This window comes from Delftia sp. BGA-UO-ETr-SB1 (assembly GCF_059567865.1).
The window spans coordinates 390,483-417,032 of record NZ_JCAQOW010000005.1; the positions used below are offsets into that span (position 1 = coordinate 390,483).

At 67.2% G+C, this 26,550-nt stretch carries 28 protein-coding genes; 16 read left to right on the forward strand and 12 right to left on the reverse strand.

Features of this window, described 5'->3' with window-relative positions; translation table 11 throughout:
• Positions 1–58 precede the first annotated feature (58 nt).
• Complete coding sequence (gene murJ / locus AC57B5_RS11890; RefSeq protein ID WP_496399593.1) at positions 59–1,624, reverse strand: murein biosynthesis integral membrane protein MurJ; 1,566 nt, start codon at positions 1,622–1,624, stop codon at positions 59–61.
• Between the two features lie 180 nt (positions 1,625–1,804).
• On the opposite strand from murJ, the gene rpsT reads away from it, so the two are divergent.
• Positions 1,805–2,098 carry a 30S ribosomal protein S20 gene (gene rpsT, locus AC57B5_RS11895; protein WP_012204104.1) on the forward strand — a complete coding sequence of 98 codons (294 nt, stop codon included), beginning with the start codon at positions 1,805–1,807 and terminating at the stop codon, positions 2,096–2,098.
• A gap of 229 nt (positions 2,099–2,327) precedes the next feature.
• Here rpsT and AC57B5_RS11900 read toward each other — a convergent pair whose 3' ends face one another.
• Complete coding sequence (locus tag AC57B5_RS11900; protein ID WP_012204103.1) at positions 2,328–2,645, reverse strand: DUF3579 domain-containing protein; 318 nt, start codon at positions 2,643–2,645, stop codon at positions 2,328–2,330.
• 350 nt (positions 2,646–2,995) lie between these two features.
• Between AC57B5_RS11900 and AC57B5_RS11905 the strand changes: the two genes are divergently transcribed.
• Both AC57B5_RS11905 and argF read left to right on the forward strand, forming a co-directional pair.
• On the forward strand, positions 2,996–4,192 hold the full coding sequence (locus AC57B5_RS11905; RefSeq protein WP_496399594.1) for an aspartate aminotransferase family protein: 1,197 nt from the start codon (positions 2,996–2,998) through the stop codon (positions 4,190–4,192).
• Between the two features lie 10 nt (positions 4,193–4,202).
• Positions 4,203–5,135 carry an ornithine carbamoyltransferase gene (gene argF, locus AC57B5_RS11910; protein ID WP_012204101.1) on the forward strand — a complete coding sequence of 311 codons (933 nt, stop codon included), beginning with the start codon at positions 4,203–4,205 and terminating at the stop codon, positions 5,133–5,135.
• An 85-nt stretch (positions 5,136–5,220) separates the two neighbouring features.
• Here argF and AC57B5_RS11915 read toward each other — a convergent pair whose 3' ends face one another.
• From AC57B5_RS11915 to AC57B5_RS11925, 3 genes are read right to left on the reverse strand one after another with little or no spacing between them, the layout of a single operon-like run.
• Entirely contained in the window at positions 5,221–5,415 is a 195-nt protein-coding gene (locus AC57B5_RS11915; protein WP_043824054.1) for a hypothetical protein, read from the reverse strand.
• A 14-nt stretch (positions 5,416–5,429) separates the two neighbouring features.
• Positions 5,430–7,373, reverse strand: coding sequence for a ferrous iron transporter B (gene feoB / locus AC57B5_RS11920; protein ID WP_043824052.1), 1,944 nt, complete (start codon positions 7,371–7,373; stop codon positions 5,430–5,432).
• The gene (locus AC57B5_RS11925; RefSeq protein ID WP_043824050.1) at positions 7,370–7,711 is read right to left on the reverse strand and encodes a FeoA family protein; all 342 of its coding nucleotides are present in this window, start codon (positions 7,709–7,711) and stop codon (positions 7,370–7,372) included. The genes feoB and AC57B5_RS11925 overlap by 4 nt, the downstream gene beginning before the upstream one ends.
• A 199-nt stretch (positions 7,712–7,910) precedes the next feature.
• On the opposite strand from AC57B5_RS11925, the gene AC57B5_RS11930 reads away from it, so the two are divergent.
• Positions 7,911–8,231, forward strand: coding sequence for a YkgJ family cysteine cluster protein (locus tag AC57B5_RS11930; RefSeq protein ID WP_034391185.1), 321 nt, complete (start codon positions 7,911–7,913; stop codon positions 8,229–8,231).
• A gap of 37 nt (positions 8,232–8,268) precedes the next feature.
• Here AC57B5_RS11930 and AC57B5_RS11935 read toward each other — a convergent pair whose 3' ends face one another.
• The gene (locus AC57B5_RS11935; protein WP_012204096.1) at positions 8,269–8,739 is read right to left on the reverse strand and encodes an Lrp/AsnC family transcriptional regulator; all 471 of its coding nucleotides are present in this window, start codon (positions 8,737–8,739) and stop codon (positions 8,269–8,271) included.
• A 138-nt stretch (positions 8,740–8,877) separates the two neighbouring features.
• On the opposite strand from AC57B5_RS11935, the gene AC57B5_RS11940 reads away from it, so the two are divergent.
• The 9 genes from AC57B5_RS11940 to kynU all read left to right on the forward strand — a co-directional run bounded on the left by AC57B5_RS11940 (position 8,878) and on the right by kynU (position 17,994).
• Positions 8,878–10,299, forward strand: a complete 1,422-nt coding sequence (locus AC57B5_RS11940; RefSeq protein WP_496399595.1) for an amino acid permease — start codon at positions 8,878–8,880, stop codon at positions 10,297–10,299.
• 75 nt (positions 10,300–10,374) lie between these two features.
• Positions 10,375–11,580, forward strand: coding sequence for an amino acid aminotransferase (locus AC57B5_RS11945; protein WP_496400110.1), 1,206 nt, complete (start codon positions 10,375–10,377; stop codon positions 11,578–11,580).
• On the forward strand, positions 11,577–12,437 hold the full coding sequence (gene kynA, locus AC57B5_RS11950; RefSeq protein WP_496399596.1) for a tryptophan 2,3-dioxygenase: 861 nt from the start codon (positions 11,577–11,579) through the stop codon (positions 12,435–12,437). Before AC57B5_RS11945 ends, kynA (AC57B5_RS11950) begins: the two co-directional genes overlap by 4 nt.
• Before the next feature lie 161 nt (positions 12,438–12,598).
• Complete coding sequence (locus AC57B5_RS11955; protein WP_016452594.1) at positions 12,599–12,976, forward strand: RidA family protein; 378 nt, start codon at positions 12,599–12,601, stop codon at positions 12,974–12,976.
• A gap of 105 nt (positions 12,977–13,081) precedes the next feature.
• Positions 13,082–13,702, forward strand: coding sequence for a LysE family translocator (locus AC57B5_RS11960; RefSeq protein ID WP_496399597.1), 621 nt, complete (start codon positions 13,082–13,084; stop codon positions 13,700–13,702).
• 12 nt (positions 13,703–13,714) lie between these two features.
• Entirely contained in the window at positions 13,715–14,500 is a 786-nt protein-coding gene (locus AC57B5_RS11965; protein WP_496399598.1) for a helix-turn-helix domain-containing protein, read from the forward strand.
• Positions 14,501–14,599: 99 nt separating this feature from the next.
• Positions 14,600–15,988 carry an amino acid permease gene (locus AC57B5_RS11970; protein ID WP_013803671.1) on the forward strand — a complete coding sequence of 463 codons (1,389 nt, stop codon included), beginning with the start codon at positions 14,600–14,602 and terminating at the stop codon, positions 15,986–15,988.
• A 4-nt stretch (positions 15,989–15,992) separates the two neighbouring features.
• The gene (kynB, locus tag AC57B5_RS11975; protein ID WP_496399599.1) at positions 15,993–16,622 is read left to right on the forward strand and encodes an arylformamidase; all 630 of its coding nucleotides are present in this window, start codon (positions 15,993–15,995) and stop codon (positions 16,620–16,622) included.
• 67 nt (positions 16,623–16,689) lie between these two features.
• Positions 16,690–17,994: a kynureninase gene (gene kynU, locus AC57B5_RS11980; protein WP_063326908.1), complete on the forward strand. Its 1,305-nt coding sequence runs from the start codon at positions 16,690–16,692 to the stop codon at positions 17,992–17,994.
• A 17-nt stretch (positions 17,995–18,011) separates the two neighbouring features.
• On the opposite strand, the gene AC57B5_RS11985 is transcribed toward kynU, so the two are convergent.
• Together AC57B5_RS11985 and ada are read right to left on the reverse strand one after the other, a co-directional pair.
• Positions 18,012–18,998, reverse strand: a complete 987-nt coding sequence (locus AC57B5_RS11985) for a DNA-3-methyladenine glycosylase family protein (protein WP_496399600.1) — start codon at positions 18,996–18,998, stop codon at positions 18,012–18,014.
• A complete protein-coding gene (gene ada, locus AC57B5_RS11990) occupies positions 18,995–19,915 on the reverse strand; it encodes a bifunctional DNA-binding transcriptional regulator/O6-methylguanine-DNA methyltransferase Ada (RefSeq protein WP_012204085.1) in 921 nt (306 codons plus the stop codon). Before ada ends, AC57B5_RS11985 begins: the two co-directional genes overlap by 4 nt.
• 163 nt (positions 19,916–20,078) lie before the next feature.
• On the opposite strand from ada, the gene kynA (AC57B5_RS11995) reads away from it, so the two are divergent.
• Together kynA (AC57B5_RS11995) and AC57B5_RS12000 are read left to right on the forward strand one after the other, a co-directional pair.
• Positions 20,079–20,954: a tryptophan 2,3-dioxygenase gene (gene kynA / locus AC57B5_RS11995; protein ID WP_034391164.1), complete on the forward strand. Its 876-nt coding sequence runs from the start codon at positions 20,079–20,081 to the stop codon at positions 20,952–20,954.
• A 91-nt stretch (positions 20,955–21,045) separates the two neighbouring features.
• Complete coding sequence (locus AC57B5_RS12000; RefSeq protein WP_012204083.1) at positions 21,046–22,347, forward strand: MFS transporter; 1,302 nt, start codon at positions 21,046–21,048, stop codon at positions 22,345–22,347.
• 18 nt (positions 22,348–22,365) lie between these two features.
• On the opposite strand, the gene AC57B5_RS12005 is transcribed toward AC57B5_RS12000, so the two are convergent.
• The 4 genes from AC57B5_RS12005 to AC57B5_RS12020 all read right to left on the reverse strand — a co-directional run bounded on the left by AC57B5_RS12005 (position 22,366) and on the right by AC57B5_RS12020 (position 25,656).
• Positions 22,366–23,574, reverse strand: coding sequence for an FAD-dependent monooxygenase (locus AC57B5_RS12005; RefSeq protein ID WP_013803678.1), 1,209 nt, complete (start codon positions 23,572–23,574; stop codon positions 22,366–22,368).
• 74 nt (positions 23,575–23,648) lie between these two features.
• Positions 23,649–23,828: a hypothetical protein gene (locus AC57B5_RS12010; RefSeq protein WP_143290083.1), complete on the reverse strand. Its 180-nt coding sequence runs from the start codon at positions 23,826–23,828 to the stop codon at positions 23,649–23,651.
• Between the two features lie 123 nt (positions 23,829–23,951).
• Complete coding sequence (locus tag AC57B5_RS12015; RefSeq protein WP_012204081.1) at positions 23,952–24,242, reverse strand: H-NS histone family protein; 291 nt, start codon at positions 24,240–24,242, stop codon at positions 23,952–23,954.
• A gap of 100 nt (positions 24,243–24,342) precedes the next feature.
• Positions 24,343–25,656, reverse strand: a complete 1,314-nt coding sequence (locus tag AC57B5_RS12020) for a hemolysin family protein (protein ID WP_012204080.1) — start codon at positions 25,654–25,656, stop codon at positions 24,343–24,345.
• A 24-nt stretch (positions 25,657–25,680) separates the two neighbouring features.
• On the opposite strand from AC57B5_RS12020, the gene AC57B5_RS12025 reads away from it, so the two are divergent.
• Complete coding sequence (locus tag AC57B5_RS12025) at positions 25,681–26,526, forward strand: symmetrical bis(5'-nucleosyl)-tetraphosphatase (RefSeq protein WP_496399601.1); 846 nt, start codon at positions 25,681–25,683, stop codon at positions 26,524–26,526.
• The last annotated feature ends 24 nt before the right edge of the window (positions 26,527–26,550 follow it).

Consider the following 26,550-nt stretch of genomic DNA (forward strand, 5'->3'; position numbering starts at 1 on the left):
GATGCTTTGTATATTGCAGCGCCCAAGCCTGCAATTATGCGGGTTTGGGCGATGCCTCTCAGCGCCGCAGCAGTGCGCGCAGCTTGAGCCCCGCCGCCCACAGCGCACCGAAGTACAGCAGCACCGAGGCGGCCATCAGCGCGGCGAGCAGGCCCACACGCTGCCAGCCGTTGGCGCGCAGCGCGATCCAGTCGAAATGCTGGCTGCCCCAGGTCAGCAGCACGGCCAGCAGGCTGCTGGCCGCGACTACCTGCAAACCCAGCCGGCCCCAACCCGGCTTAGGACGGTAGACGCCCCGGCGCAGCAGACCCCAAAGCAGCCAGCCCGCATTGACCAGGGCCGCCAGGCCGATGGACAGCGCCAGGCCGGTATGCGCCATGAAGGGCACCAGGACCAGGTTGAGCAGTTGGGTGATGACCAGCACCACGATGGCGATCTTGACGGGCGTGCGGATGTCCTGGCTGGCGTAGTAGCCTGGCGCCAGCACCTTGATGGCCACCAGGCCCACCAGGCCTGCGCCGTAGCCGACCAGCGCCAGGGCGATCTGGCCCACGTCGCTGTCCTGCAGCGCACCGCGGTGGAACAGCGTGGCCACCAGCGGCTCGGCAAAAGTGAGCAGGCCCACGGCGCACGGCACGGACAGCAGCACCACCAGGCGCAGCCCCCAGTCCAGCATGGCCGAGTAGCGCTCCGAGTCGTCGGCCGCCTTGGCAGCGGCCAGTTGGGGGGTGAGCACCACGCCCAGCGCCACGCCCAGCAGCGCCGTCGGAAACTCCATGAGCCGGTCGGCATAGAACAGCCAGGTCACGCTGCCCGGTTGCAGATAGGAGGCGATCTGGGTGTTGATCATCAGCGAGACCTGGGCCACGCCCACGCCCAGCAGGGCCGGCGCCATCAGCTTGAGGATGCGGCGCACGCCGGCCTCGGCCCAGGCTTCGCGCAGCGCAGCTGGCGAAAAGCCGATGCGCGGCAGCAGGCCCAGGCGCGCCAGCGCAGGCAGTTGCACCGCCAGCTGCAGCACGCCGCCCAGCATCACGCCACCGGCCATGGCATAGATGGGCTCGATGCCGCGCGCCTGCAGCCAGGGCGCGCCCCAGAAGGCGGCGGCGATCATGGCCAGGTTCAGCAGCACCGGCGTGGCGGCCGAGACGGCAAAGCGCCGCCAGGTATTGAGCACGCCGGCAGACAGCGCCACCAGCGACATGAAGCCGATGTAGGGGAACATCCAGCGTGTCATCAGCACGGCGGCGTCATAGCCCTCGGGCGACTGGCGCAGGCCGCTGGCCAGCAGCCAGACCAGCAGTGGCGCGCCGACCACGCCCAGCACGCAGGTCACCAGCAGCACCCAGAACAGCAGCGTGGCCACGTGCGAGATCAGCCTGCGCGTGGCCTCGTCCCCCTCCTTGGCCTTGCTGGCGGCCAGCACCGGCACGAAGGCCTGGCTGAAGGCCCCCTCGGCGAACAGCCGCCGAAAGAGATTGGGAATCCTGAAGGCGACATTGAACGCATCGGTCAGCGCATTGGCTCCGAACATGGAGGCCATGAGCAGATCGCGCACCAGCCCGGTGATACGGGAGGCCAGCGTCAGCAGGGAAACGGTGGAGGCGGCTTTGAACAGTGACACCGTGGGGAGTGTATGCGCTGGCATGCCCCGCCGGCCGGCGCTCCAGGCGGGCCTGGCCGCTCTTGCACTCCGTTGCAACAGGCCGGCCCGTGCGGCCTGGGCCCTCAAGGCCCTGTCCGGGCTGCGTGCTATAATCCCGCGCTTCGCCGACAACATCCTCAGACACTAGGAATACATATCATGGCATCCAAGCCCGCAAAGAAGAACCCCCGTCTCGCCTCCGGCCGCAAGCGCGTCCGCCAGGACACCAAGCTCAACGCAGCCAACACCTCGCTGCGCTCCAAGTACCGCACCGCCGTCAAGAAGGTCGAAAAGGCCGTTCTGACTGGCGACAAGGCCAAGGCAACCGAACTGTTTGCCGCAGCCCAATCCGTTCTGGACACGATCGCCGACAAGGGCATCTTCCACAAGAACAAGGCCGCTCGCGACAAGAGCCGCCTGTCCGCCAAGGTCAAGGCCCTGGCCGCCGCCTAATCCAATTAGGCAACCGCACGGATGGCTCCGGCCATCTGCCGTTTGTAACGGGTGCGCTGTCAGCGAACGAGAAAACCGCCTTCGGGCGGTTTTTTTGTGCCTGAACGATGCTCCTGCATCCGCAGGATCCAGCAAAAAAGCCCCACCCTCCAGAGCAGGGCGAAAAAAAACGCACCCCAGGCGCGCTTCACATCGGACGGGAACGACCCGCAAAAAAAAGAAACCGGCCTCAGCGGGCCGGCTCATCCGGTATCAGGCAGGCCTCGGCAACCTGCAGGTTGTTGTCCTTGGCGAAATTCAGGCAGAAATCCCAGGCCATGGGCTCGTAGTCACGCAGGTCGCGGTGCACGACCACGCACTTGACGCCATTGAGCGTTGTGGGAACACACCAGGGCGAGTAGCTCAGGTGGCTGCCGCGCTGGGCACCACCGGGGCGAAACTGGCTCATGACGCCTGCCAGCCGCTCAGCCCAGTCGCTGGGCCGGAAAGTCTTGCCTTCGTGGGTGATGCCCTGGATGAACAGTTCTTTGCTGGAGGGAGAGACCATCAGGATGCACGCCAAAATACGACTTGCGCAACAAGGAACAACACAGGCGACCTGCCAAGGGGCACGGCGCCCTGCCACATCCTGCTTGCGCAAGTCCTTCAAAAAAGTCAGAGCCCACAGGCAGGATCGCTGCCAGCAGGCCAAGCCGGCATTTTATCTCTTATATAAGAGCTGAGGCCTTGTTGCAGCGCACTACCCAAGTGTGGCGTAGGTTCATTGCATGGCTGTGATGCGCAAACCGCAACGGTAGGCCATCGCGCGGCCCCTAGAATCGGGCTTCGCTGTTTTTCAGGCATCTGCGGCGGCAACGCCCGGATGCCGTTTACTTTCCAGCTCAGGAGATTTTTGCAATGACCGCTTTCATTGAGGCTGCCTCGCCCCACGTGATGAACACCTATGGCCGCGTACCGATCGCTCTGGAGCGAGGCCAGGGCTGCCGCGTGTGGGACGTCAACGGCAAGCAGTACCTCGATGCGCTGGGCGGCATTGCAGTGAACACGCTGGGCCACAACCACCCCAAGCTGGTGCCTGCGCTGCAGGACCAGGTGGCCAAGCTCATCCACACCTCCAACTACTACCACGTGCCCGGCCAGGAAACGCTGGCCAAGCTGCTGACCGAGCGCTCGAAGATGACCAATGTCTTCTTCTGCAGCACGGGCCTGGAGGCCAACGAGGCCGCCATCAAGATCGCGCGCAAGTACGGCGTGGACAAGGGCATCGCCAAGCCGGTGATCGTGGTCTACGAGCATGCCTTCCACGGCCGCTCCATCGCCACCATGACGGCCACGGGCAACCCCAAGGTGCGCGACGGCTTCGGCCCCCTGCTCGACGGTTTCCTGCGCGTGCCGGTGAACGACTACGAGGCGCTCCAGAAGGCCACGGCCGGCAACCCCGACGTGGTGGCCGTGATGATGGAGCCCATCCAGGGCGAAGGCGGCCTGCACCCCATGCGCATCGAGTACATGCAGCAGGTGCGCGCACTGTGCGATGCCAACGGCTGGCTGATGATGTTCGACGAAGTCCAGGCCGGCATGGGCCGCACGGGCAAGTGGTTCGCCCACCAGTGGGCCGGCATCGTCCCCGACGTGATGACCCTGGCCAAGGGCCTGGGCTCGGGCGTACCCATCGGCGCCGTCGTGGCCCATGGCAAGGCGGCCACCGTGCTGCAGCCGGGCAACCATGGCTCCACCTTCGGCGGCAATCCGCTGGCCATGCGCGCGGGCATCGAAACCATCCGCATCATGGAAGAGGACGGCCTGCTGGCCCACACCACCCAGGTGGGCGACCACCTGAAGGCCACGCTGCAAAAGGAACTGGCCGACGTCAAGGGCGTGGTCGATGTGCGCGGCCAGGGCCTGATCATCGGCATCGAGCTGAACAAGCCCTGCGGCGCCCTGCTGGGCCGTGGCGCCGAAGCCGGCCTGCTGTTCAGCGTGACCGCCGACACCGTGGTGCGCCTGGTGCCGCCGCTGATCATGACCGAGGCCGAAGCCGACGAAGTGGTCGCCAAGCTCAAGCCCCTGATCGTGCAATTCCTGTCCGAATGAGTACCTGCCTATGACTGCCATCAAGCACTATCTGCAGTTTTCCGACTTCACGGCCGACGAGTACGCCTATGTGCTCGAACGCGCGGCCCTGATCAAGAAGAAGTTCAAGGGCTACGAAAAGCACCACACGCTCAGCGACCGCACGCTGGCCATGATCTTCGAGAAGGCCAGCACGCGCACCCGCGTGAGCTTCGAGGCGGGCATGTACCAGCTCGGCGGCTCGGTGGTCCACCTGACCACGGGCGACAGCCAGCTGGGCCGCGCCGAGCCCATCGAGGACAGCGCACGCGTCATCAGCCGCATGACCGACCTGGTGATGATCCGCACCTATGGCCAGGACAAGATCGTGCGCTTTGCCGAATACTCGCGCGTTCCCGTCATCAACGGCCTGACCAACGAGTTCCACCCCTGCCAGATCCTGGCCGACATCTTCACCTTCATCGAGCACCGCGGCTCGATCCAGGGCAAGACCGTCGCCTGGGTCGGCGACGGCAACAACATGGCCAACACCTGGCTGCAGGCGGCCGACCTGCTGGGCTTCACCGTCCACGTCAGCACGCCGGGCGGCTACGAGGTGGACGAGAAGCTGGCCTTTGGCGGCAAGACCCCGCGCGAGGGCTGCTACAAGGTCTTCAAGGACCCGCTGGACGCCTGCAAGGGCGCCGACCTGGTGACCACCGACGTGTGGACCAGCATGGGCTACGAGGCCGAGAACGAAGCCCGCAAGAAGGCCTTTGCCGACTGGTGCGTGGACGCCGAAATGATGGCCGCCGCACGTGGCGATGCCCTGTTCATGCACTGCCTGCCCGCCCACCGCGGCGAGGAAGTGGAGGCCGAGGTCATCGACGGGCCGCAGTCCGTGGTCTGGGATGAGGCGGAGAACCGGATGCATGTGCAGAAAGCTCTGATGGAATACCTGCTGCTGGGCCGCCAGCCGAACTGACAACGCAGTCCGCTCAAAAAAGAATGCCTGCAGGCTTTGCGCCTGCAGGCATTCTTTTTTCCCGGCGGAAGTTCGGGCCGTGGCCTTACGGCCCCCGCTTGTCCGGTGCGCAACTGTCTCCGCCGCAGGCACTGCAGCCGCCACAGCCGCCCGCATCCTTGGGCGCCAGCGCCGGATGCATCTGCCCGGCCTTCTGGCGCCAGCGCGCGGGCAGATAGCGCCAGACCAGGGACACGCCGGCCAGGGCCACGATCAGACCCACGATGATGTTTTGCCACATGGTCCGTGCTCCTTTCAGCCCGCGCCCAATGCGATGGCCACGCGGTAGGTGATGAAGCTGGCAAGGTAGGCCAGCGCGAACAGATAGCCGGTCATCAGCAGCGGATAGCGCCAGCCGTTGGTCTCGCGCCGCACGGCGGCCAGCGTGGAGATGCACTGGGGCGCGAACACGAACCAGGCCAGCAGCGACAGCGCCGTGGCCATAGACCAGGTGTGGGCGATCAGCGGGCCCAGTTGCTCGGCCATGGCCTCGTCGCTGGCGGCGGACAGGGCATAGACCGTGCCCATGGCGCTGACGGCCACCTCGCGCGCGGCCATGCCCGGCACCAGGGCGATGGCGATCTGCCAGTTGAAGCCGATCGGCGCCAGCACCACCTCCAGCCAGCCGCCGATGCGGCCTGCAAAGCTGTAGCGGATGGCCGCTTCGGTGACGCCATCGGGCGGCGCCGGGTAGCTGGCCAGGAACCACAGCACGATGCTCACGGTCAGGATGATGCCGCCCACGCGGCGCAGGAAGATCATGGCGCGCTCGTACAGCCCCAGGGCCAGGCTGCGCGGGCTGGGCCAGCGGTAGGAGGGCAGCTCCATCAGCAGCGGCGTGGGTCCGGCGCTGCGGCCGGCCAATTTGGCCACGCCGGCCACGGCCATGGCGCTGGCGATGCCAGCCACGTACAGCGCGAACAGCACCAGGCCCTGCAGGTTGAAGATGCCGCCCACCGTGCGCTCGGGAATGAAGGCGCTGATCAGCAGCGCATAGACCGGCAGGCGCGCCGAGCAGGTCATCAGCGGCGCGATCATGATCGTCACCAGGCGGTCGCGCCAGCTGGTGATGGAGCGCGTGGCCATGATGCCGGGCACGGCGCAGGCGAAGCTGGACAGCAGCGGAATGAAGGAGCGGCCCGACAGGCCGACCTTGCCCATGATGCGGTCCAGCATGAAGGCGGCACGCGGCAGGTAGCCCGAGTCTTCGAGAGCAAGGATGAACAGGAACAGGATCAGGATCTGCGGCAGGAAGACCAGCACGGCGCCCGTGCCCGCGATCACGCCATCGGCCAGCAGGCTGCGCAGCGCGCCTTCGGGCATGTGCTCGTTGACCAGGGCCGAGACGGCCGAGACGCCGCCCTCGATGCCGTCCATCAGCGGCTGTGCCCAGCTGAACACGGCCTGGAACATCAGGAACAGCGTGGCCGCCAGCAGCAGCATGCCCCACAGCGGGTGCAGCACCACGGCGTCGATGCGGTCATCACGCCGGGTGTCCACCACGGGCTCCTTGACACAGTCGGCCATGATGCGGGCCACCTGCTGGTGCAGGGCCAGCACCTGCTCGCGCGCATCGCCCGGGCGGGCCGGGGCCTGCAGCTGCGGCGCTGCCAGGGCGCGCGCTTCGGGGCCGTCCAGCCATTGCAGCAGTTCGCGCGCGCCGTCCTGGCGCACGCCCACCGTGGACAGCACGGGCATGCCCAGGGCGCGTGACAGCGCTTCGCGGTCGATATCGATGCCCTGGCGCCTGGCCATGTCGCTCATGTTGAGCACCAGCAGCATGGGCAGGCCCAGGCGCTGGGCCTCCAGCACCAGGCGCAGGTTCAGGCGCAGATGGGTGGCGTCGGTGACGCAGACCAGCAGTTCGGGAGGCGCCTCGCGCGCGTGGCGGCCCGAGACGATGTCGCGCGTGATGCGTTCGTCCTCGCTGTGGGCGTGCAGGCTGTAGGTGCCCGGCAGGTCCAGCACGCGCACACGCCGGCCGCTGGCCGTGCTCAGCCAGCCTTCCTTGCGCTCCACGGTCACGCCCGCGTAGTTGGCCACCTTCTGGCGTGCGCCGGTCAGCAGGTTGAACAGCGCCGTCTTGCCGCAGTTGGGATTGCCCAGCAAGGCCAGGCGCAACGCGGAATCACCACCGCCGCCACCACCCTGGGCAGGCTGCAGCGGCTGGATGAGCTTGGGAGAGGACGACGCGCTCATGCCACCGCCTCCGGCGCCACGCGCACCAGGGCCGCCTCATGGCGGCGCAGCGCGAACGTGGCCTGGCCCACGCGCACGGCCAGCGGGTCGTCGCCCGGAAAGCCTGCGGCCAGGATGCGAACGGGCTCGCCCGGCAGGAAACCGATTTCCATGAGGCGCAGCAGCAGTTCCTGCTCGGCCGTGTCGCGCGCCGCATGGAGCTCGACCACGCGCGCCGGAACCTGGCGCGGCAGCGCATCCAGGGTGATGGCCGCAGCGGTGGCCGGGCTTGGAGAGCTGGGAGGCGCGGACAGTGCGGACGGAGCCGTGGCGTCCGTCCCGGGATTCATCGAATGCATGGCGTGTTGTATCAACTGATTTTTATTCTCATTTTGATTTTGATCGAATCCCCGTGGGAAGCCCGCGCATGGTATCGGAGTAAGAGGCAGGGTCTTGCCAAATGGCCGTCATGGTTTTTGGCCGGTTCCAGGCGCCCCGCACGCGTGCGCGCGACAATCGCGCTCCCACGATCCGCACCTGCACCTGCTTGCCCACGCCATGACCCATCCCTGCCTGAGCTGCGGCGCCTGCTGCGCATCGTTTCGCGTGGACTTTTCCGTGCACGAGTCGCAGGAGCATGGCGGCCGCGTGCCGGCCGGGCTGATCGAGGAAGTCACCGACTACACCTGCCGCATGCGCGGCACGGACTGGTCGCGCCCGCGCTGCGCAGCGCTGGTGGGCAAGGTGGGCGAGAAGGCCCATTGCGGCATCTACGAGTGGCGGCCCTCGCCTTGCCGCGAATTTGCGGCCGGCAGCGATGCCTGCAACCGCGTGCGCGTGCGCCATGGCATGCAGGCGCTGGACAGCGGCCTGCTGTAGCAACCAGCCAGGCGCCAACAGCCGCCACCACCAGCCGCTATTCCACGGGCAGCCCCGCCAACTGCCCCTTGAACTCCTGCAGCGAGAAATGCGTGTGCACCTGGCGCACGCCGGGCAGCCGGTGCAGGCGGGTGAGCAGCAGGTCCGAATAGGCATCGAGATCGCGCGCCACGACGACCAGCAGGAAGTCCTCCGGCCCCGAGATGCCGTGGAACATCACGACCTCGGGAATGGCGCAGACCGCTTCCTGGAAGTGGCGCGATGACTCCTCGTTCTGATGGTCTATGCCCACCATCACGAAGGCCAGCACGCCAAAGCCGATGGCGCGCCGGCTCAGCGCGGCGTGGTAGCCGGTGATCACGCCCTCATCCTCCAGCCGCTTGATGCGCCGCCACGACGGCGATTGCGACAAGTGCACGCGTTGCGCCAATTCGCCCGAGGTCAGCCGCGCGTTGTCCTGCAGGGCGCGGATCAGCAGCCGGTCCGTTCTGTCGATCTCGATTGACATAAACCACCTATGAATTCATGTTTCACAGAATAACTTATCCAAGATCAAGCGTATTTAGGGATAACTACTAAACGCCCTGCGAAGGCCGTAACTAGCATCCGCCTCCGAAGCCCCCCACAGCAACGGAGACAACAACCCATGCCAGCCTTCGAAGACATCGTCCAGCGCGAAGCCGGACTCCAACAGCAGCTGTCCGCCGGACAGATGACCATGATCGCCATCGGCGGTGCCGTCGGCACCGGCCTGTTCCTGGGCAGCGGCTTTGCCATCGGCTTCGCCGGGCCCAGCGTGCTGATCAGCTATGCCATCGGCGCGGTGATCTCGCTGCTGCTGATGGGCTGCCTGGCCGAGATGACGGTGGCCCACCCGACCTCGGGCTCGTTCGGCGCCTATGCCGAGCACTACATCGCCCCCTGGGCCGGCTTCGTGGTGCGCTATGCCTACTGGGCCTGCGTGGTGCTGGCCGTGGGCACCGAGGTGACGGCCGTGGGCCTGTACATGGGCTACTGGTTCCCCGAGGTGCCGCGCTGGGCCTGGGTGGTGATCTTCTCGGGCGCGCTGATCGGCGTGAACATGATGAGCGTCAAGGCCTTCGGCGCCGTGGAGTACAGCTTCTCCATGATCAAGATCATCGCCATCGTGGCCTTCATCGTGGTCGGCGCCTGGGTGGTGTTCGGCACCCGGCCGGCCGGCGTGGGCTTTGCCAACTACGTCAACAACGGCGGCTTCTTCCCCAACGGCCTGTGGGGCACCTGGGTGGGCGTGATCATCGCCATCTTCAGCTACCTGAGCATCGAGATGATCGCCGTGGCCGCCGGCGAGGCCAAGGACCCGCAGCGCGCCGTCACCAGCGCCTTCCGCTCCACCATGGTGCGCCTGGTGGTGTTCTACCTGGCCACGATTGCGCTGATGCTGGCCATCGTGCCGTGGTCGGCCGCCGGCAAGGACGGCAGCCCCTTCGTGAAGGTGATGGAGATCATCGGCCTGCCCGGCGCGGCCAGCGTGGTCAATTTCGTGGTGCTGGTGGCTGCCCTGTCGGCCATGAACAGCCAGCTGTACATCACCACCCGCATGATGTTCAGCCTCTCGCGCGCCGGCCATGCGCCCGCCGTGCTGGGCCGCGTGAACTCGCGCGGCGTGCCGCTGCCGGCGCTGCTGCTGTCCTGCCTGGGCATTGCCGTGGCCACGCTGTTCAACATCATCAATCCCGAGCAGTCCTTCATGCTGATGATGGCCGTGGCCATGTTCGGCGCCATGTTCACGTGGTTCATGATTTTCGTGACCCACCTGTTCTTCCGCATCCACTGGGTGCGCCAGGGCAACAAGCCGCTGGCCTTCCGCATGTGGGGCTTTCCGGTGCTGACGCTGCTGGGCGCGGCGCTGATGCTGGCCGCCCTGGTGTCCACGCTGTTCACCGACGTGTTCCGCCTGACCGTGCTCACCGGCCTGCCCTTCCTGCTGCTGCTGGGCGCCATCTACGCCATCTGGTACCGCAAGCCGGCCGGCCAGACCGCAGCCGCTCCTCAAGCCAATCCCCCAACCCAGGCCCAGGCCCGGTGACATCCGGCCTCCCGTTTTTCTCCCTCCCTTAGAAACATGACGACTCTTGCCCCCCTCGATACCGCCCGCGCCTCGATGTTCAGCCACGTCCCGCCCTACCCCGGAGATCCCATCCTGTCGCTGATGGAAGCCTTTCAGCAGGACCCGCGCACCGACAAGGTCAGCCTGAGCATCGGCCTGTATTTCGACGAGGCCGGCCGCCTGCCCGTGCTGGACTCCGTGCGCCAGGCTGGCGATGTCCTGGCCCGCGAGCAAAGCCCCAGCGGCTACCTGCCCATCGAAGGCATAGCCCCCTACCGCCAGCTGGTGCAGAACCTGGTGTTCGGCGCTGAGCACGAGGCCGTGCGCGCGCAGCGCATCGCCACCGTGCAGACCCTGGGCGGCTCGGGCGCGCTCAAGCTGGGTGCGGACTTCATCAAGCACTATTTCCCCGACGCCGAGGTCTGGCTCAGCGATCCCACCTGGGACAACCACCTGGCCATCTTCCAGGGCGCGGGCCTGCGCACCCACAGCTACCCCTACTACGACGCGGCCACGGGCAGCCTGCGCTTCGACGCCATGCTGCAGACACTGCGCGGCCTGCCCTCGGGCAGCGTGGTGCTGCTGCATGCCAGCTGCCACAACCCCACGGGCGTGGACCTGTCGCGCGAGCAGTGGCAGCAACTCATCCCCGTGATCGTGGAGCGCGGCCTGATCCCCTTCGTGGACATGGCCTACCAGGGCTTTGGCGATGGGCTCGATGAAGACGCGTGGTCCGTGCGCGCGCTGGCCGATGCGGGCGCCCAGGCCTTTGTGGCCAATTCGTTTTCCAAGAATTTCTCGCTGTATGGCGAACGCGTGGGCGGCCTCAGCGTGGTCTGCAGCGACGCGGCCACGGCCGGCAATGTGCTGGGCCAGCTCAAGGCCACCGTGCGCAGCAACTATTCCTCGCCCCCCACGCGTGGCGCGCGCCTGGTGCAGCAGGTGCTGGCGTCGCCCGAACTGAGCGCCCAATGGGCGCAGGAGCTGGCGCAGATGCGCGGCCGCATCAAGGACATGCGCGCCCAGCTGCACGGCGCGCTGCATGAACGCTTTGGCGAGCGGCGCGACTTCGGCTTCCTGCTGACCCAGCGCGGCATGTTCAGCTACACCGGCATCAGCGAGCCCCAGGTCCACCGCCTGCGCGACGAGCACGGCGTGTACCTGATCCGCTCGGGCCGCATGTGCATGTCGGGCCTGTCCGCCGCCAACGTGCACTACGTGGCCGACGCCATTGCCACGGTGCTGGAGGCACCGCAATGAGCGGCTGCCCCGTCCATGGCGGCCTGACCGAGCGCATCGTCGCCGAGGAAAGGGCGCAGCTGGATTTCAGCCAGTCCATGAGCTATGGCGACTACCTGCAGCTCAACGCCATCCTGGGCGCACAGCAACTGCTGTCGCCCACGCATGACGAGCTGCTGTTCATCATCCAGCACCAGACCAGCGAGCTGTGGATGAAGCTCATGCTGCACGAGCTGGGCGCGGCCACGGCTGCCGTGGCGGCCGACCGCCATGCCGATGCCTTCAAGATGCTGGCCCGCGTGAGCCGCATCATGGAGCAGCTGGTGGGCGCCTGGTCCGTGCTGGCCACCATGACGCCCACCGAGTACACGGCCATGCGCCCGTATCTCGCCAGCTCCAGCGGCTTCCAGAGCTACCAGTACCGCTGCATCGAGTTCGCGCTGGGCAACAAGAATGCCGCCATGCTCCAGCCCCATGCCCACCGGCCCGACCTGCTGGCCCGGGTGGATGCCGCATGGCGCGCACCTTCCCTGTACGACGAGGCCCTGCGCCTGCTGGCACGCCAGGGGCTGGCCATTCCTGCCGGGCGCCTGGAGCGCGACTGGACCCAGCCCTACACGGCCAGCCCCGAGGTCGAGGCCGCCTGGGCCCAGGTCTACCGCGACCCGCAGTCGCACTGGGACCTGTACCAGCTCGGCGAAAAGCTCGCCGACATCGAGGACGCCTTCCGCCTGTGGCGCTTTCGCCATGTGACCACGGTGGAGCGCGTCATCGGCTTCAAGCGCGGCACGGGTGGGACCGGCGGCGTCAGCTACCTGCGCAAGATGCTGGACGTGGTGCTGTTCCCCGAAATCTGGTCCGTGAGAACGAAACTGTGACCCCTGAGCGGCTTTGCCGCTTCCCCCGCTCTCGCTGCGCGGGCGCGGGACGACACCATCGCTGCGGGACGGCCCTTGCTCGGCGTCCGCCGATGGGCCGCGCCAAGTTTCCGACGCAAGAACACCATGCCTTCGCATGTAGTCAAAACACAAGGAAATCCATGAAGCAAATCATCGACGTGGGACTGCCGCCGCTCAAGCAGCCCTTCTCCTGGGCCGTCAAGGCCAGCGGCCAGATGCTGTTCACGGCCCACGGCCCCGTGCGGCCCGACGGCAGCATCGACACCGGCCCCATCGGACAGCAGGCGCGCCTGACCTTCACCAACCTGCGCAACGCGCTGCAGGCCGCAGGCGGCACGCTGGCGCATGTGACCCAGGTGCTGATCTACATGACCGACGTGGCCGACATGCCGGCCATCGACGCCGTGTACCGCGAGTTCTTCGAGGCGCCCTATCCCAACCGCTCCAGCATGGGGATTTCGGCGCTGGTGGTGCCGGGCATGAAGCTGGAGATCGTGGCCTACGCCATGCTCCCCTAGAGGATGTGACGGACATGCCGGCGCCCCGCAATTGCGTTCAATACAGGGGCGGCGTGCGGGACGAGACTGCAGGCCTTGTGCAGTCCTGCGTCCGCGCGAAATCTCATGTCCTCCTCGCTGCTCGCCATGGGCGTCTTCACCCTCGTCGGCGCCATCACGCCCGGCCCCGTCAATGTGCTGGCCCTGCGCCACGGCGCAGCCCGCTCGCGCCTGGTCTCTGCCGCCTATGTGCTGGGCGCCAGCGCCAGCTATGCGGCCGTGGTCTGGGTCATGGGCCAGGGAACACAGTGGCTGCTGCAGACGCTGCCGCAACTGTCCACGGCCGCGCAGTGGCTGTGCGCCGCCTATCTGCTGTGGCTGGCCTGGCGGCTGGCCAATGCGCCTGTGGGCCAGGCCGGGGGGCAGCAAGACGGCGGATCGCAGCGCACGCTGCAGGCCCTGCTGCAAGCGCTGTTGCAGGGCACGGCCGTGCAGACGCTCAACCCCAAGGCCTGGCTGGTGGCGCTGGCCGGCGTGGGCCTGTTCGTGCTGCCCCACGCAAATGCCCCGTGGGCGCTGCTGCAGTTTTGCGCCATTTCGCTGCTGGCCTGCCTGGTGGGGGTCGGCAGTTGGGCGCTGCTGGGGCAGCTGCTTTCGGGCTGGCTGCGCACCGAACGCCGCCAGCGCCTGTTCCACCGCCTGCTGGCCCTGCTGCTGGTCGCCAGCGTGGCGGCCATGCTGGCATGATGGCCGGCCGCCATGACTTCACCCTCTCCCCACCGCTTCCACCGCCATCCGGCCGCCCCCTGGGCCGAGCTGCGCGACAGCGCGCGCTCACCGCATTGCTTTCGCCTGCACATGCATGCCGAGTACTCGATCGGCATCGTGGACGCGGGCCGTACCGTGTTCCACCATGCCCACGGACCGCAGCCTGTGGAAGCGGGCGGCGTGGTGCTGATCGAGCCCGGCGCCTGGCATGCCTGCAATCCCGACCCTGGAGCGCCGTGGTCCTACCGCATGCTGTTTGTCGATGCCGACTGGCTGCACGCGCGGCTGGGCGTGGCCGCGCTGCGCTTTCCCCGACGCACGCTCACGGATGCGGACATTGCCCGCCTGGTGGATGGCCTGTGCCGCCCCGTCGATGGCACGGCGGCCGCCGACCGCCTGGCCCTGGGCCTGGAGCACCTGCTGGACCGCTGTGCCCAGCCCGCAGCCTTGCCCCTGCCCGGCGATGCGGCGGCCCTGGCCCCCGCGCTGCAGCGCCTGCATGCGGGGCCCGATGCAAGCCTGACCGTGCAGTCCCTGGCCCAGGAATGCGGCATGAGCGCCACGCGCTTCATCCGCCGCTTCAAGTCCGCCACGGGCATGACGCCCGGCAGCTACCGCCTGAACCTGCGCATCAACGGCGCGCGCCGCCTGCTGGCCACGGGCGCAGCGCTGTCCGAGGCCGCCTATGCCATGGGCTTTGCCGACCAGGCGCACCTGCAGCGCGCCTTCAAGGCACACCATGCGCTGACGCCGGGCTGCTACGCACGCGGCGCCTGAGCCGGACCCTCCCATGGTTTTGCAGCGGCCAGCCCGGGGCCGGCGGTGAAAGCGCAGATACTTACGCCTTCCGCTTTCAGCCCCCACCTGCCGCGCACCATGGCCGCCTTCCAAGACATTCAGCAACGAGAAACCGGCCTGCGCCAGCAGCTGTCCGCCGCCCAGATGGTGATGATCGCCATTGGCGGCGCCATCGGCACCGGCCTGTTCATGGGCAGCGCCTTCGCCATCGGCTTCGCCGGGCCCAGCGTGCTGGTCAGCTACGCCATCGGCGCGCTGATCTCGCTGCTGCTCATGGGCTGCCTGGCCGAGATGACGGTGGCCCACCCGACCTCGGGCTCGTTCGGCGCCTATGCCGAGCACTACATCAGCCCCCTGGCCGGCTTCATGGTCCGCTATGCCTACTGGGCCGCCGTGGTGCTGGCCGTGGGCATGGAGGTGACGGCCATCGGCATCTACATGGGCTACTGGTTCCCGGACGTGCCGCGCTGGATCTGGGTGCTGGTGTTCTCGGGCGCGCTGGTGGCCGTCAACGCCAGCAGCGTCAAGGCCTTCGGCCAGGTGGAGTACGGCTTTTCCATGGTCAAGATCATCGCCATCGTGGCCTTCATCCTGATCGGCGCCTGGGTGGTGTTCGGGTCGCAGCCCCAGGGCATCGGCTTTTTCAACTACACGGCCGATGGCGGCTTCTTCCCCAAGGGCCTGTGGGGCACCTGGGTGGCCGTGATCATCGCCATCTTCAGCTACCTGAGCCTGGAGGCCGTGGCCGTGGCGGCCGGCGAGGCCGAGGACCCCAAGCGCGCCATCACCCGGGCCTTTCGCACTACCATGGCGCGCCTGGTGATCTTCTACCTGGCCACGATCGCGCTGATGCTTGCCATCGTGCCGTGGCAGCAGGCCGGCACGGACAAGAGCCCCTTCGTGAAGGTGATGGAGATCATCGGCATCCCGGGCGCTGCCAGCATCATCAACTTCGTGGTGCTGGTGGCCGCGCTGTCGGCCATGAACAGCCAGCTGTATGTGACCTCGCGCATGATGTTCAGCCTGTCGCGCGGCGGCTATGCGCCCTCGGTGTTCGGGCGGCTGAACAGCCGCGGCGTGCCCGTGGCGGCGATTGCCATCTCCTGCCTGGGCATTGCCGTGGCCGTGGCCGTGAACCTGTGGAAGCCCGAGGGCTCGCTGCTGTGGATGATGTCCGTGTCCATGTTCGGCGCCATGTTCACCTGGTTCATGATCTTCGTGACCCATCTGTTCTTCCGCGCGCGCTGGTCGCGCGAGCATCCGGGCCAGCGCCTGCAGTTCCGCATGTGGGGCTTTCCGCTGTTCACGCTGGCCGGCGCCGCGCTGATGCTGGGCGTGATCGTCACCACCTATTTCACCGAGGTCTTCCACATGACGCTGCTCACCGGCCTGCCCTTCCTGGGCCTGCTGGCCCTGGTGTATGCGCTGTGGTACCGGCCCCGCGCACAAGCGCGCAAGAAGGACTGAAGCCATGACCCGCAGACTCTGGGACATCTCCCCGGCCGTGCAGGCCGCCAGCCCCGTCTTTCCCGGCGACACGGCCTACAGCCAGCAGTGGTGCGCCACCATCGGGCCGGGCTGCCCGGTCAATGTCAGCGCCATCACGCTTTCGCCCCATGTGGGCGCGCATGCCGATGCACCGCTGCACTACGAGGCCGACGGGGCATCCATCGGCAACGTGGATCTTGACGCCTTCCTCGGCCCCTGCCGCGTGATCCACGCCATCGGCAAGGGACCGCTGGTCGAATGGGAGCACATCGCCCACGCCGTGGAGCATCTTCCGGCACGCGTGCTGGTGCGCACCTACGAGCGCGCGCCCACCACCTGGGACCAGGAACTGGCCGCCTATGCACCGGCCACGGTCGAGCGGCTGGCCGATCTGGGCGTGAAGCTCATCGGCATAGACACGGCCAGCATCGACCCGGCCAGCAGCAAGAGCCTGGACAGCCACCAGGTGATCCGCCGGCGCGGCCTGCGCGTGCTGGAGAACCTGGTGCTGGACGAGGTGGCCGAGGGCGACTACGAGCTCATCGCCCTGCCGCTCAAACTGGTCGAGGCCGATGCCTCGCCCGTGCGCGCCGTGCTGCGCGCCCTGTCCTGATCCCTGCCCGCATTGCGGCGCCGGCCCTGCCCGCGCCTTTCGCCTTTTCGATACCCAAGGAGACCCCGTGACGAGCCTGCAAGACTGCCTCACCCTCGATGCGCAAGACCCGCTGCGCGCCCTGCGCGACCAATTCACGCTGCCCGAAGGCGTGATCTACCTTGACGGCAATTCGCTGGGCGCCAGCCCCCGCGCCGCCGCCGCGCGCGTGGCCGAGGTGGTGCAGCAGGAATGGGCGCAGGGCCTGATCCGCTCGTGGAACGATGCTGGATGGATCAGCCTGCCCCAGCGCCTGGGCGACCAGTTCGCCCCCTGGCTGGGCGTGGGCGCGGGTGAGCTGGTGTTCACCGACACGGCCTCCATCAACCTCTACAAGGTGCTGACAGCGGCGGCCCGCATCGCGCGCGAGGACGCGCCGCAGCGCAAGCGCCTGATCAGCGAGCGCAGCAACTTCCCCACCGACCTCTATATCGCCCAGTCGGTCTGCCAGGAATACGGCCTGGAGCTGGTGCTGCTCGAACCCGAGGAAATTGCCGGCGCGCTGACCGACGAGGTGGCCATCTGCATGCTCACCCATGTCAACTACCGCACGGGCGCCATGCACGACATGGCTGCCGTGACGGCTGCCGCGCAGGGCAAGGGCATTCTCTGCGTCTGGGACCTGTGCCACAGCGCGGGTGCCGTGCCTGTCGATCTCAAGGGCGCAAATGCCGACTTCGCCATCGGCTGCAGCTACAAGTACCTCAACGGCGGCCCGGGCGCGCCGGCCTTTGTCTGGGCCAACCCGCGCCTGATCAACCGCTTCTGGCAGCCGCTGTCGGGCTGGTTCGGCCATGCCGAGCCTTTCAAGTTCGTGCCGGACTACCACCCGGCCCAGGGCATACAGCGCTACCTGTGCGGCACCCAGCCCATGGTCAGCCTGAGCGTGCTGCAGTGCGGCCTGGACGTGTTCACGGCCGTGGAGCCGCTGGGCGGCATGGACGCGCTGCGCAACAAGTCGCTGGCGCTGACCGACCTGTTCATCGCCCTGGTCGAGGAACGCTGCCAGGGCCACGGCCTGGGCCTGGCCACGCCGCGCGAGCACGGCCGGCGCGGCTCCCAGGTCTGCCTGACGCGCGAGGAAGGGCTGGGCGTGGACGGCAAGGACAGCGGCGCCTATGCCATCGTGCAGGCGCTGATCGCGCGCGGCGTGATCGGCGACTTCCGCAAGGGCGACGGCACGGGCCTGCACAAGGACATCCTGCGCTTCGGCTTCACGCCGCTGTACGTGGGATTCGAAGATGTCTGGCATGCCGTGGAGCACCTGCGCCAGGTGCTGGAATCGGGCGAATGGCGCAAGCCGGAGTTCAACCGCGTCAATGCGGTGACCTGAAGCCTGGAGCCAGCCCTTCAGAACGCCGTGGACGACAGCGAGGCCCAGAGATGGGCCGCGACCAGGGCGCGCCAGGGCGCGAAGTCCCGCAGCCATAACTCGGTCTGCACCGCGTCCATGGCGTCCGTCTTCAGCAGCAGGGCCAGGGCCCGGCGCACGGCCACATCACCGTGCAGCGGGCCGTCCAGGTGGCCATAGCCGCGCAGCAGCATGTAGTTCACGGTCCACGGGCCTATGCCCTTGAGGGCCAGCAGCCGCTCGCGGATCTCGGCCACCGGCAGTTCAGGCAGGGCCGCCCAGTCGTCCAGCGGCAATTCACCGGACTGCACAGCCTGGGCCAGCAGGCGCAGCGTGTGCGTCTTGCTCCGCGAAAAGCCGGCGGCGCGCAAATCCTCCTCACCGAGCTGCGCCAGCTGGGCGGCCTCCGGCATGCACCACAGCTGCTGCGGCGCGTCGGCATGGCCATCGTGCAGCGCCACCGGCTGGCCGGCTGCGGCGATCAGGCGGCGGCGCAGCGACACGGCTGCCGCCACGCTGATCTGCTGCCCGGTGACGGCCCAGCTCAGCGCTTCCCAGGGCGTGCAGGCCGCGGGCACATGCAGGCCACGCTGGCGCGCCAGCAGCGGCCCCAGCCGCGCATGGCGGCCAAAACGGCGCTCGAATTCGCCCACATCCTGGGACAGTCCGAACATGCGCCGCAGCATGGCGGCCAGCACATCGTCCATGCCGGTGATGGCGCCTGCATCGGCGGGCAGGCGCCATCGGGCCTGCACCACGGCCGCCTCTTCGCACTGCTGCGTCAGCTCCAGGGTCAGCAGCGTGGGAAGGCCTTTCCACATCAGGCCCTTGTGCATGCGGATGGTGTCGGCGTCCTGCAGATCGCATTCGGACAGGCGCTGGGCATCGCGCCGGTGAAAGCCCCAGAACTCGGTCATGCGGTAGCCGGCCGGCAGCGTCAGTTGCTGCTCTGCGCCATGGCTGTGGCCGCCACGCCGCCCGCTCATGCCTTGCCGGCCTGGCGCAGCGGGGCTCGGCCGCTCTCCCGCCCTGTCTCCCGGCCAGCGGCCTCCTGCGCCTGGCGCGCCTCGCGCAGCAGCAGGGCACGCTTGCGCTCCACGCCCCAGCGGTAGCCGGAGATGCTGCCGTCGTTGCGCACCACGCGGTGGCAGGGCACGGCCACGGCAATCGGGTTGGCAGCGACGGCGCTGGCCACGGCGCGGGCGCCGGTGGGCATGCCCAGGCGCAGGGCCAGTTCCGAATAGCTCAGGGTCTGGCCGGCCGGAATGGCGCACAGCGCCTGCCACACGCGCTGCTGGAAGACCGTGCCCTGCACATCCAGCGGCAGCGCCAGGCCGCGGCGCGGCTGCTCGACCAGGGCCACAACCTGGGCCACGGTGTGCTCGAAGCCCGCATCGCCGCCCACCAGCTCGGCCAGCGGAAAGCGCTGCTGCAGGTCCTGCACCAGGGCCTCGGCGTCGTCGCCCAGCAGCACGCAGCACACGCCGCGCTCGGTACTGGCCACGAGGATGCTGCCCAGCGTGCATTCGGCCACGGCAAAGCGGATGGTCTGGCGCATGCCGCCGCGCCGGTAGTCGCCGGGCGCCATGCCCAGCATGGCGCCTGCGTCGCGGTAGAAACTGCTGCTGGCCGCATAGCCGCTGGAGTAGGCCGCATCGGTGACCGAGTCGCTCTGGCCCGGCTGCAGCGCCGCGCGCAGGGCATGCGCGCGATGGGCCTTGGCATAGGCCTTGGGCGTGAGGCCCGTGGCCTGCTTGAACAATCGGTGCAGTTGCCAGGGGCTCAGGCCCGAGCGTTCGGCAAGCTGGCCCAGGGCAGGCGGGGGCTCCTCGGTCTCCAGCCAGCGGCAGCATCGGGCCACCAGGGCCGTGGGGTTGGCAGTGGCATCGCTGGCTTGATTCATGGCTTGGTTGGACACGGCATGTCTTTCTGGGTCGTCGGATGCCCTACTCTACGCAGCCCGGAGCACCCGCGCATCCCGCTTCTTGCAACCCGCAGGATTTCAGCGCGGGATTCGGTTACGCTGCGCCCTGCATTTTCCGCGTCGAGACTTGCGAGACTCCCACATGACCACCGAACACTCAGGCTGCCCCATGAACAGCCCCGGCCGCACCGAATCCATCGTCAAAGAGGAGCGCGCCCAGTTGGACTTCAGCCAGTCCATGAGCTATGGCGACTACCTGCACCTGGACCAGATCCTCACGGCACAGCATCCGCTGTCGCCCGCGCATGACGAGATGCTGTTCATCATCCAGCACCAGACCAGCGAGCTGTGGATGAAGCTGATGCTGCATGAGGTCCGAGCCGCCACGGCCGCCATCGCAGGCGGCACGCGTGCCGACGCCTTCAAGATGCTGGCCCGCGTGAGCCGCATCATGGAGCAGCTGGTCAGCGCCTGGACCGTGCTGTCCACCATGACCCCGCCCGAGTACACGGCCATGCGCCCCTACCTGGCCAACTCCAGCGGCTTCCAGAGCTACCAGTACCGCTGCATCGAGTTCTCGCTGGGCAACAAGAACGCCGCCATGCTCCAGCCCCATGCCCACCGGCCCGATCTGCTGGCCCAGGTGGAAGCGGCATGGCGCTCGCCCTCGCTCTACGACGTGTCCCTGCAGCTGCTGGCGCGCGAAGGCATTGACGTGCCCGCCGACCGGCTGGAGCGCGACTGGACCCAGCCCTATGAGGCCAGCGAGGGCGTCAAGCAGGCCTGGATCACCGTCTACCGCGATCCCCACAAGCACTGGGACCTGTATCAGCTCGGCGAAAAGCTGGCCGACATCGAGGACGCCTTCCGCCTGTGGCGCTTCCGCCACCTGACCACGGTGGAGCGCGTCATCGGCTTCAAGCGCGGCACAGGCGGCACCGGTGGTGTCAGCTACCTGCGCAAGATGCTGGACGTGGTGCTGTTCCCCGAAATCTGGGCGCTGCGCACCGAGCTGTAAGAACTGGCGGGCGCCACCGACGGCAGACCGCTGCGGTGGCGACAGCGCGCAGGCGCGCAAACAGGTAAGCTGCGGCGCCAGGAGAAATACCGTGTCCGCAGCGCCACAACAGCCCCCACACAACAACATACACACAGAGGCTTCGCAGACCTCCCCCGCAGCACCGCCGCCGCGCAGCCAGCTGCTGTGGGCCATGCTGCTGTCCCTGCTCTCGGCCTTTGCGCTGAGCCAGGCCTTTCGCACCATCACCTCGGTCATGGCCACGGGTCTGCAGCAGGATTTCGGGCTCACGGCCCAGTCGCTGGGCGCCTTCGCCGGCCTGTTCGGCCTGTCCTTCGGCGTGGCCCAGCTGCTGATGGGCATCGGCATGGACCTCTACGGCCTGCGGCGCACGGTGCTGCTGTCGTTTCCGCTGGCGATTGCGGGGTCGGCACTGTCCGCCGCCGCACCCAATTACGGCTGGCTGATGGTGGGCCAGTTGCTGATCGGCGTGGGCTGCTCGCCCGCCTTTCTGGCCTGCACCATGTTCATCTCGCGCCACTTTCCCATGGACCGCTTTGCCTTTCTGTCGGGCGTGGGCATGGGTGTCGGCGGACTGGGGCTGCTGTTCACAGGCACGCCACTGGCCTGGCTGGTCCAGCATTTCGGCTGGCGCTCGGGCTTTGCGCTGCTGGCCGTGATGTCGGCCCTGTCGTGGCTGCTGATCTGGTGGCGCGTGCACGAGCCCGCCCGCAGCGGAGCACAGACCGCCGCACGGGAAAGCTGGGGCGTGGCGGCACGCCGCATGGCCGAGTTGTTCACGCTGCCGCACACGCTGGGCATCGTCCTGCTGGCCATGGCCTGCTATGCATCGTTTCTGGCGCTGCGCGGCCTGTGGCTGGGGCCGCTGCTCATCCATCGCTATGGCTTTTCGCTGGTGGAAAGCGGCAATGTGGCGCTGGTCGTATCGATGATCTCGCTGTTCAGCCCCGCGATTTTCGGGCGCATGGACCCCGGCCCAGGACGGCGCCGGCGCTGGCTCACCAATTACTCGCTGCTCATGGGCAGCCTGTTCATGCTCATGGCCTTTTTGCACCATGGCTGGACCAATGTGGCGCTGATCTTCGCCATGGGCCTGCTGTCGGGCTATTCGGTGCTGCAGTACGCCGATGTGCGCGCTTCCTACCCCCCAGAGATGACCGGCCGCGCGCTGTCGCTGTTCACCATGGCCATGTTCCTGGGCGTGGCCCTGGTGCAATGGTTCACGGGCTGGGTGGCGGCCTGGGCCGAGGCCTGGGGCGTGGAGCCCTACAAGGCCGTGATGATCTCGATTGCAGCCACGCTGGTGGGCGCGTCGACCGCGTTCCGTTTCCTGCCCTCCTCGCCGCTGCTGCGCCAGGCATCCGCCGCCTAGCGGCCGGAGTCTGTGCCTCTACAAGGCGTTGGCGGCCGAGCCATCGCCACGGTACAGCCAGGGCAGATCCATCAGCCGGGAACCCAGCAGGCGCAGCGACAGGTCACGCCCCCAGCGCACGGGACCCGTGGCATGGAAGATGCGGCCGTTGCGCTGCGAGCGTGCCTGCACGCGCGCATTGCGCTGCCAGCGGTTGAGCGCGTAGCGGCGCAGGCGCATGTTGACGTCGAGATCGTGCATGGACAGGGCACGCTGCAGCTCCGCTGCATCTTCAATCGCCATGCCGGCGCCCTGGGCCAGATAGGGGCGCATGGGATGGGCCGCATCGCCCAGCAAGGCCACCACGCCGCGCGCCATCTGCGCGGCCGATTGCACGGGCGGACGGTCCCCCACCGGCCACAGCCGCCAGTCGCCACCGGCCGCCGGCACATGCTGGACCAGGTCCAGCAGTTGGGGGCAACTGCCCTGCAGCACCCGCACCAGATCGTCGAGATTGCCCGCATGGTCCCAGTTCGCCAGATCCTCGGGCGCCGGGCCCTGGATGATGATCACCAGGTTCTGCAGCTCGCCCCGGCGCACGGGGTACTGGATGGCATGCATGCGCGAGCCCAGCCAGGCCGTGACATCGGTGGCCCGCAGGCGCTTGGGCAACTGGGCCTGGTGCACCAGGGCGCGGTAGGCCAGGTGCCCGGTGACACGCGGCGGGCCGTCGCCCAGCAACTGCTGGCGCAGAACGCTGCGCACGCCGTCGGCGGCGACCAGGGCATCGCCTTCGATCAGCTTGCCGGCCCGGGTTCGCACGGTGACCACGCCGTCGGTCTCGGAAAAGCTCTCGATGGGCTGGCCCAGGTTCAGGTGCATGCCCGGATAAGTCTGAGCGGCTTCCCGCAGCAATTGCTGCAGATCGGCCCGGTGGATGGTGGCGTAGGCCGCGCCATAGCGTTGCACGGACTCGCTGCCCAAGGGCATGTGCGCCAATTCCTGCCCGGTGACTGCGCTGCGCACGCGCAGGCTGCCCGGCAATGCCACCACCTGCTGCAGCGGTTTTTGCAGGCCCCAGGCCTGAAGCCGCCGCACGACATTCGGACCGATCTGGATTCCGGCGCCCACTTCACTGAGCGCGGGCGCCTGCTCGAAAAGACGCACTTCCCAACCCGCCCGCGACGCACCGATGGCGGCGGCCAGGCCACCAATGCCGCCGCCGGCAATCAACACCTGCTTGTTCATGTGCGTATTGTGCCCCTGCCGCCACCCATGGCGGCCGGGGCCTGATTATTCAAGTCGGACACCGCTGAAGAAAATCAAAGAATGCTCGGAATCTTCTGAAACATGCGCGCATCCCCCAGGCATTGAGGCGCATCAAGATCCCAAAAACGGGCATCTCGCCACGCACCAGACTGCCATAAAGGACATCGCCCCACCATCACCTGTGCGGCGCGGCCAAAAATCGGCCTTTGCATCGCCGCTCTGGAAATGTCCATACACGGATCCACACTTTACGCCGCGGATGATAGAGATTCTCAACTGAGACAATCTTTTGACAAATGGCCATGACAATGAAAAAAGCCCGCACTGGGCGGGCTCTTTCATGCGCGACGGGAAAATCAGATGACAAACTTCTCACGGTCCTGATTCTGAATCCACTTTGGCGGCTTGCCGCGTCCGGTCCAGGTTTGGCCGGTTGCGGGATCGCGGTACTTGGGAGCCACTTTGGCGCCGGTTGTGCCAGCGGTACGACCACGAGCTGCAGGAAACACGTCATCGGCAGTCAGACCATATTCGGCAATCAAGTTGCGAACCTGTCCCACGGCGTCGGCAAGCTCGCGCTTGCGTGCTTCCTGGATCTGTTGCTCCAGTTCCTGTCGCTGCTTCAGCAGTTCCTTGTAAGAGCTCATGGTATGCGCCTTGAAAGTAGTTTAAGAGCTTTCATTATAAAAACATAATCAGCCCATGGCGCAAGACGCATGTAAGCAAAACCCACAATATCGCTGCTGCCTATTGCGAAGAGTAGTTCTCGGATAAATCCGATATGGCCAGCACCTTGTCAATGCGTTTGCCATCGAGATCGATCACCTCGAAGATCCAGCCTGCACAGCTGACCCGTTCCCCCAGAATGGGCAAATGACCGCTTTCTGCCATGAGAAGGCCCGCCACGGTGTTGTATCGGCCGCGGTGCTCATCGGGAAGATCACGAATATCGAGGCGCGCCTTCAGCTCTGATATGGGCATCAGACCGTCCAATAGCCAGGAGCCATCCTCGCGCTGCATGGCCCAGGCTTCTGCCTCGGTCACAGGCTGTAACTCGCCGGTAATCGCCTCGAGCAAATCCCGGGGCGTCATGATGCCCTGCACCACGCCATATTCATCCACCACAAACACCATGCGCCCGGACCGGGCACGCAATTGCTCCAGCAGCTCCATGGCGCTGAGCGTCTCGGGCAGGAAAGAAGCCGGCAGCACATGTTCGTACAGCGTGGTGCCGGCGGCATCCGAGCCCAATGCCAGCAGGCGCGCCACGCTGATGATGCCAACCACGTCATCCAGCGAATTGCGGCACACCGGGTACCAGGAATGCCCGCCCTTCGAGTGGTCATCGGCCGAGGCCTGCAATGCCTCGGTGACGGTCATGTCGGCATCCAGCCATTGCACGTCGCCGCGCGGGACCATGATCGACGTCAGTGAGCGGTCGTCGAGGTGAAAGACGTTTTGCACCATCTGGTGCTCGTTGGCCTCGATCACTCCGGCATCCCGCCCTTCGGCGAGGCTTGCCACGATTTCCTCTTCGGTCACGGCGCGCGCTGCGGATTCATTGATGCGCAGCAGAGTCAGCATGGCGCGCGTGGAAAAGGCCAGCAGCCGCACAAAGGGCTTTGCGGCGGACGCCACCCAGGTCATGGGCCGGGAAACCACCGTGGCCACGGTTTCGGGATAAAGCTGGCCTATGCGCTTTGGCACCAGCTCGCCGAAGACGATTGTGACGAAGGTGATCACGGTCACGACGAGCGCCGTGGCAGAAATGCTGGCCGCGCGTTCCGGAATTCCCAGGCCCAGCAGCCATGCGGCCAGCCCGTCACTGAAGGCCGCCTCGCCCAAAATGCCGTTGAGCAGGCCGATGGAGGTGATGCCCACCTGCACCGAAGAAAGAAATTGCGTGGGGTTTTCGAGCAAGGCCAGTGCTGCCACCGCACCCTTGTCGCCTGTTTCAGCCAGTGCCACCAACCGAGCCTTGCGGCTGGAGGCCAGTGCCAATTCGGACATTGCAAACACCCCATTGAGCAGCGTAAGCAACGCGATCAGCAGAAAATCCATGGTTCGTATATCAGAAAGAAGACCATGGCACTTTACTGTATCGGCGATATCCAGGGATGCCACGACGCCTTTGAGCGCCTGCTGCACCGCGTGGACTTCTCCGCCAGCCGCGATACCTTGTACATCCTGGGCGACCTTGTGAACCGCGGTCCGGAATCGGACAAGGTGCTGCGCACCTGCATGGCCGCCGGCGACTCCATGCGCGCCCTGCTGGGCAACCATGACCTGCACCTGCTGGCCGCCGCCCAGGGCGTGCGCCGCAGCAGCCGGCGCGACACGCTGGCCCGGGTGCTGGATGCGCCCGACCGCGATCAGTTGCTGGACTGGCTGCGCCACCAGCCGCTGGCGCGCAGCCACCGCATGGCGCATGGCGAGGAACTGCTGATGGTCCATGCCGGCGTGCTGCCGCAGTGGAGCAGCCAGGACGTGATGGCGCTGGCGGGCGAGGTGCATGCGGTACTGCGCAGCAAGCAGTTGCCCGATTTCTTGCAGGCCATGTACGGCAACCAGCCCGATCGCTGGTCACCCGACCTGCAGGGTTGGGAGCGCCTGCGGGTCATCGTCAACGCCTTGACCCGGCTGCGCTTTTGCACCGCACAGGGTGTCATGGATTTCGACAGCACCGAGTCGGCCGAGCAGGCGGCGCCCGGCCTCATGCCCTGGTTCGATGTGCCGGGCCGCGCCACGGCGAGCGCAACGATTGCGTTCGGCCACTGGTCCACGCTGGGCCACATCAGCCGGCCCGACCTGGTGGCGCTGGACACCGGCTGCGTCTGGGGCGGCTGCCTGAGCATGATGCGCTTCGGCGATCACCTGGCGGACCGGGAACTGATCCAGGTGGACTGCCCGCAGGCGCAGGCCTCGGGCTGACCTGGACGACTCCGATGGGCGAGC

Coding starts and splice junctions, on each gene's coding strand:
- rpsT (WP_012204104.1), top strand. CDS start 1,805: ATGGCATCCAAGCCCGCAAAGAAGAACCCCCGTCTCGCCTCCGGCCGC.
- AC57B5_RS11900 (WP_012204103.1), bottom strand. CDS start 2,645: ATGGTCTCTCCCTCCAGCAAAGAACTGTTCATCCAGGGCATCACCCAC.
- AC57B5_RS11905 (WP_496399594.1), top strand. CDS start 2,996: ATGACCGCTTTCATTGAGGCTGCCTCGCCCCACGTGATGAACACCTAT.
- argF (WP_012204101.1), top strand. CDS start 4,203: ATGACTGCCATCAAGCACTATCTGCAGTTTTCCGACTTCACGGCCGAC.
- AC57B5_RS11915 (WP_043824054.1), bottom strand. CDS start 5,415: ATGTGGCAAAACATCATCGTGGGTCTGATCGTGGCCCTGGCCGGCGTG.
- feoB (WP_043824052.1), bottom strand. CDS start 7,373: ATGAGCGCGTCGTCCTCTCCCAAGCTCATCCAGCCGCTGCAGCCTGCC.
- AC57B5_RS11925 (WP_043824050.1), bottom strand. CDS start 7,711: ATGCATTCGATGAATCCCGGGACGGACGCCACGGCTCCGTCCGCACTG.
- AC57B5_RS11930 (WP_034391185.1), top strand. CDS start 7,911: ATGACCCATCCCTGCCTGAGCTGCGGCGCCTGCTGCGCATCGTTTCGC.
- AC57B5_RS11935 (WP_012204096.1), bottom strand. CDS start 8,739: ATGTCAATCGAGATCGACAGAACGGACCGGCTGCTGATCCGCGCCCTG.
- AC57B5_RS11940 (WP_496399595.1), top strand. CDS start 8,878: ATGCCAGCCTTCGAAGACATCGTCCAGCGCGAAGCCGGACTCCAACAG.
- AC57B5_RS11945 (WP_496400110.1), top strand. CDS start 10,375: ATGTTCAGCCACGTCCCGCCCTACCCCGGAGATCCCATCCTGTCGCTG.
- kynA (WP_496399596.1), top strand. CDS start 11,577: ATGAGCGGCTGCCCCGTCCATGGCGGCCTGACCGAGCGCATCGTCGCC.
- AC57B5_RS11955 (WP_016452594.1), top strand. CDS start 12,599: ATGAAGCAAATCATCGACGTGGGACTGCCGCCGCTCAAGCAGCCCTTC.
- AC57B5_RS11960 (WP_496399597.1), top strand. CDS start 13,082: ATGTCCTCCTCGCTGCTCGCCATGGGCGTCTTCACCCTCGTCGGCGCC.
- AC57B5_RS11965 (WP_496399598.1), top strand. CDS start 13,715: ATGACTTCACCCTCTCCCCACCGCTTCCACCGCCATCCGGCCGCCCCC.
- AC57B5_RS11970 (WP_013803671.1), top strand. CDS start 14,600: ATGGCCGCCTTCCAAGACATTCAGCAACGAGAAACCGGCCTGCGCCAG.
- kynB (WP_496399599.1), top strand. CDS start 15,993: ATGACCCGCAGACTCTGGGACATCTCCCCGGCCGTGCAGGCCGCCAGC.
- AC57B5_RS11985 (WP_496399600.1), bottom strand. CDS start 18,998: ATGAGCGGGCGGCGTGGCGGCCACAGCCATGGCGCAGAGCAGCAACTG.
- ada (WP_012204085.1), bottom strand. CDS start 19,915: ATGAATCAAGCCAGCGATGCCACTGCCAACCCCACGGCCCTGGTGGCC.
- kynA (WP_034391164.1), top strand. CDS start 20,079: ATGACCACCGAACACTCAGGCTGCCCCATGAACAGCCCCGGCCGCACC.
- AC57B5_RS12005 (WP_013803678.1), bottom strand. CDS start 23,574: ATGAACAAGCAGGTGTTGATTGCCGGCGGCGGCATTGGTGGCCTGGCC.
- AC57B5_RS12010 (WP_143290083.1), bottom strand. CDS start 23,828: ATGGACATTTCCAGAGCGGCGATGCAAAGGCCGATTTTTGGCCGCGCC.
- AC57B5_RS12015 (WP_012204081.1), bottom strand. CDS start 24,242: ATGAGCTCTTACAAGGAACTGCTGAAGCAGCGACAGGAACTGGAGCAA.
- AC57B5_RS12020 (WP_012204080.1), bottom strand. CDS start 25,656: ATGGATTTTCTGCTGATCGCGTTGCTTACGCTGCTCAATGGGGTGTTT.
- AC57B5_RS12025 (WP_496399601.1), top strand. CDS start 25,681: ATGGCACTTTACTGTATCGGCGATATCCAGGGATGCCACGACGCCTTT.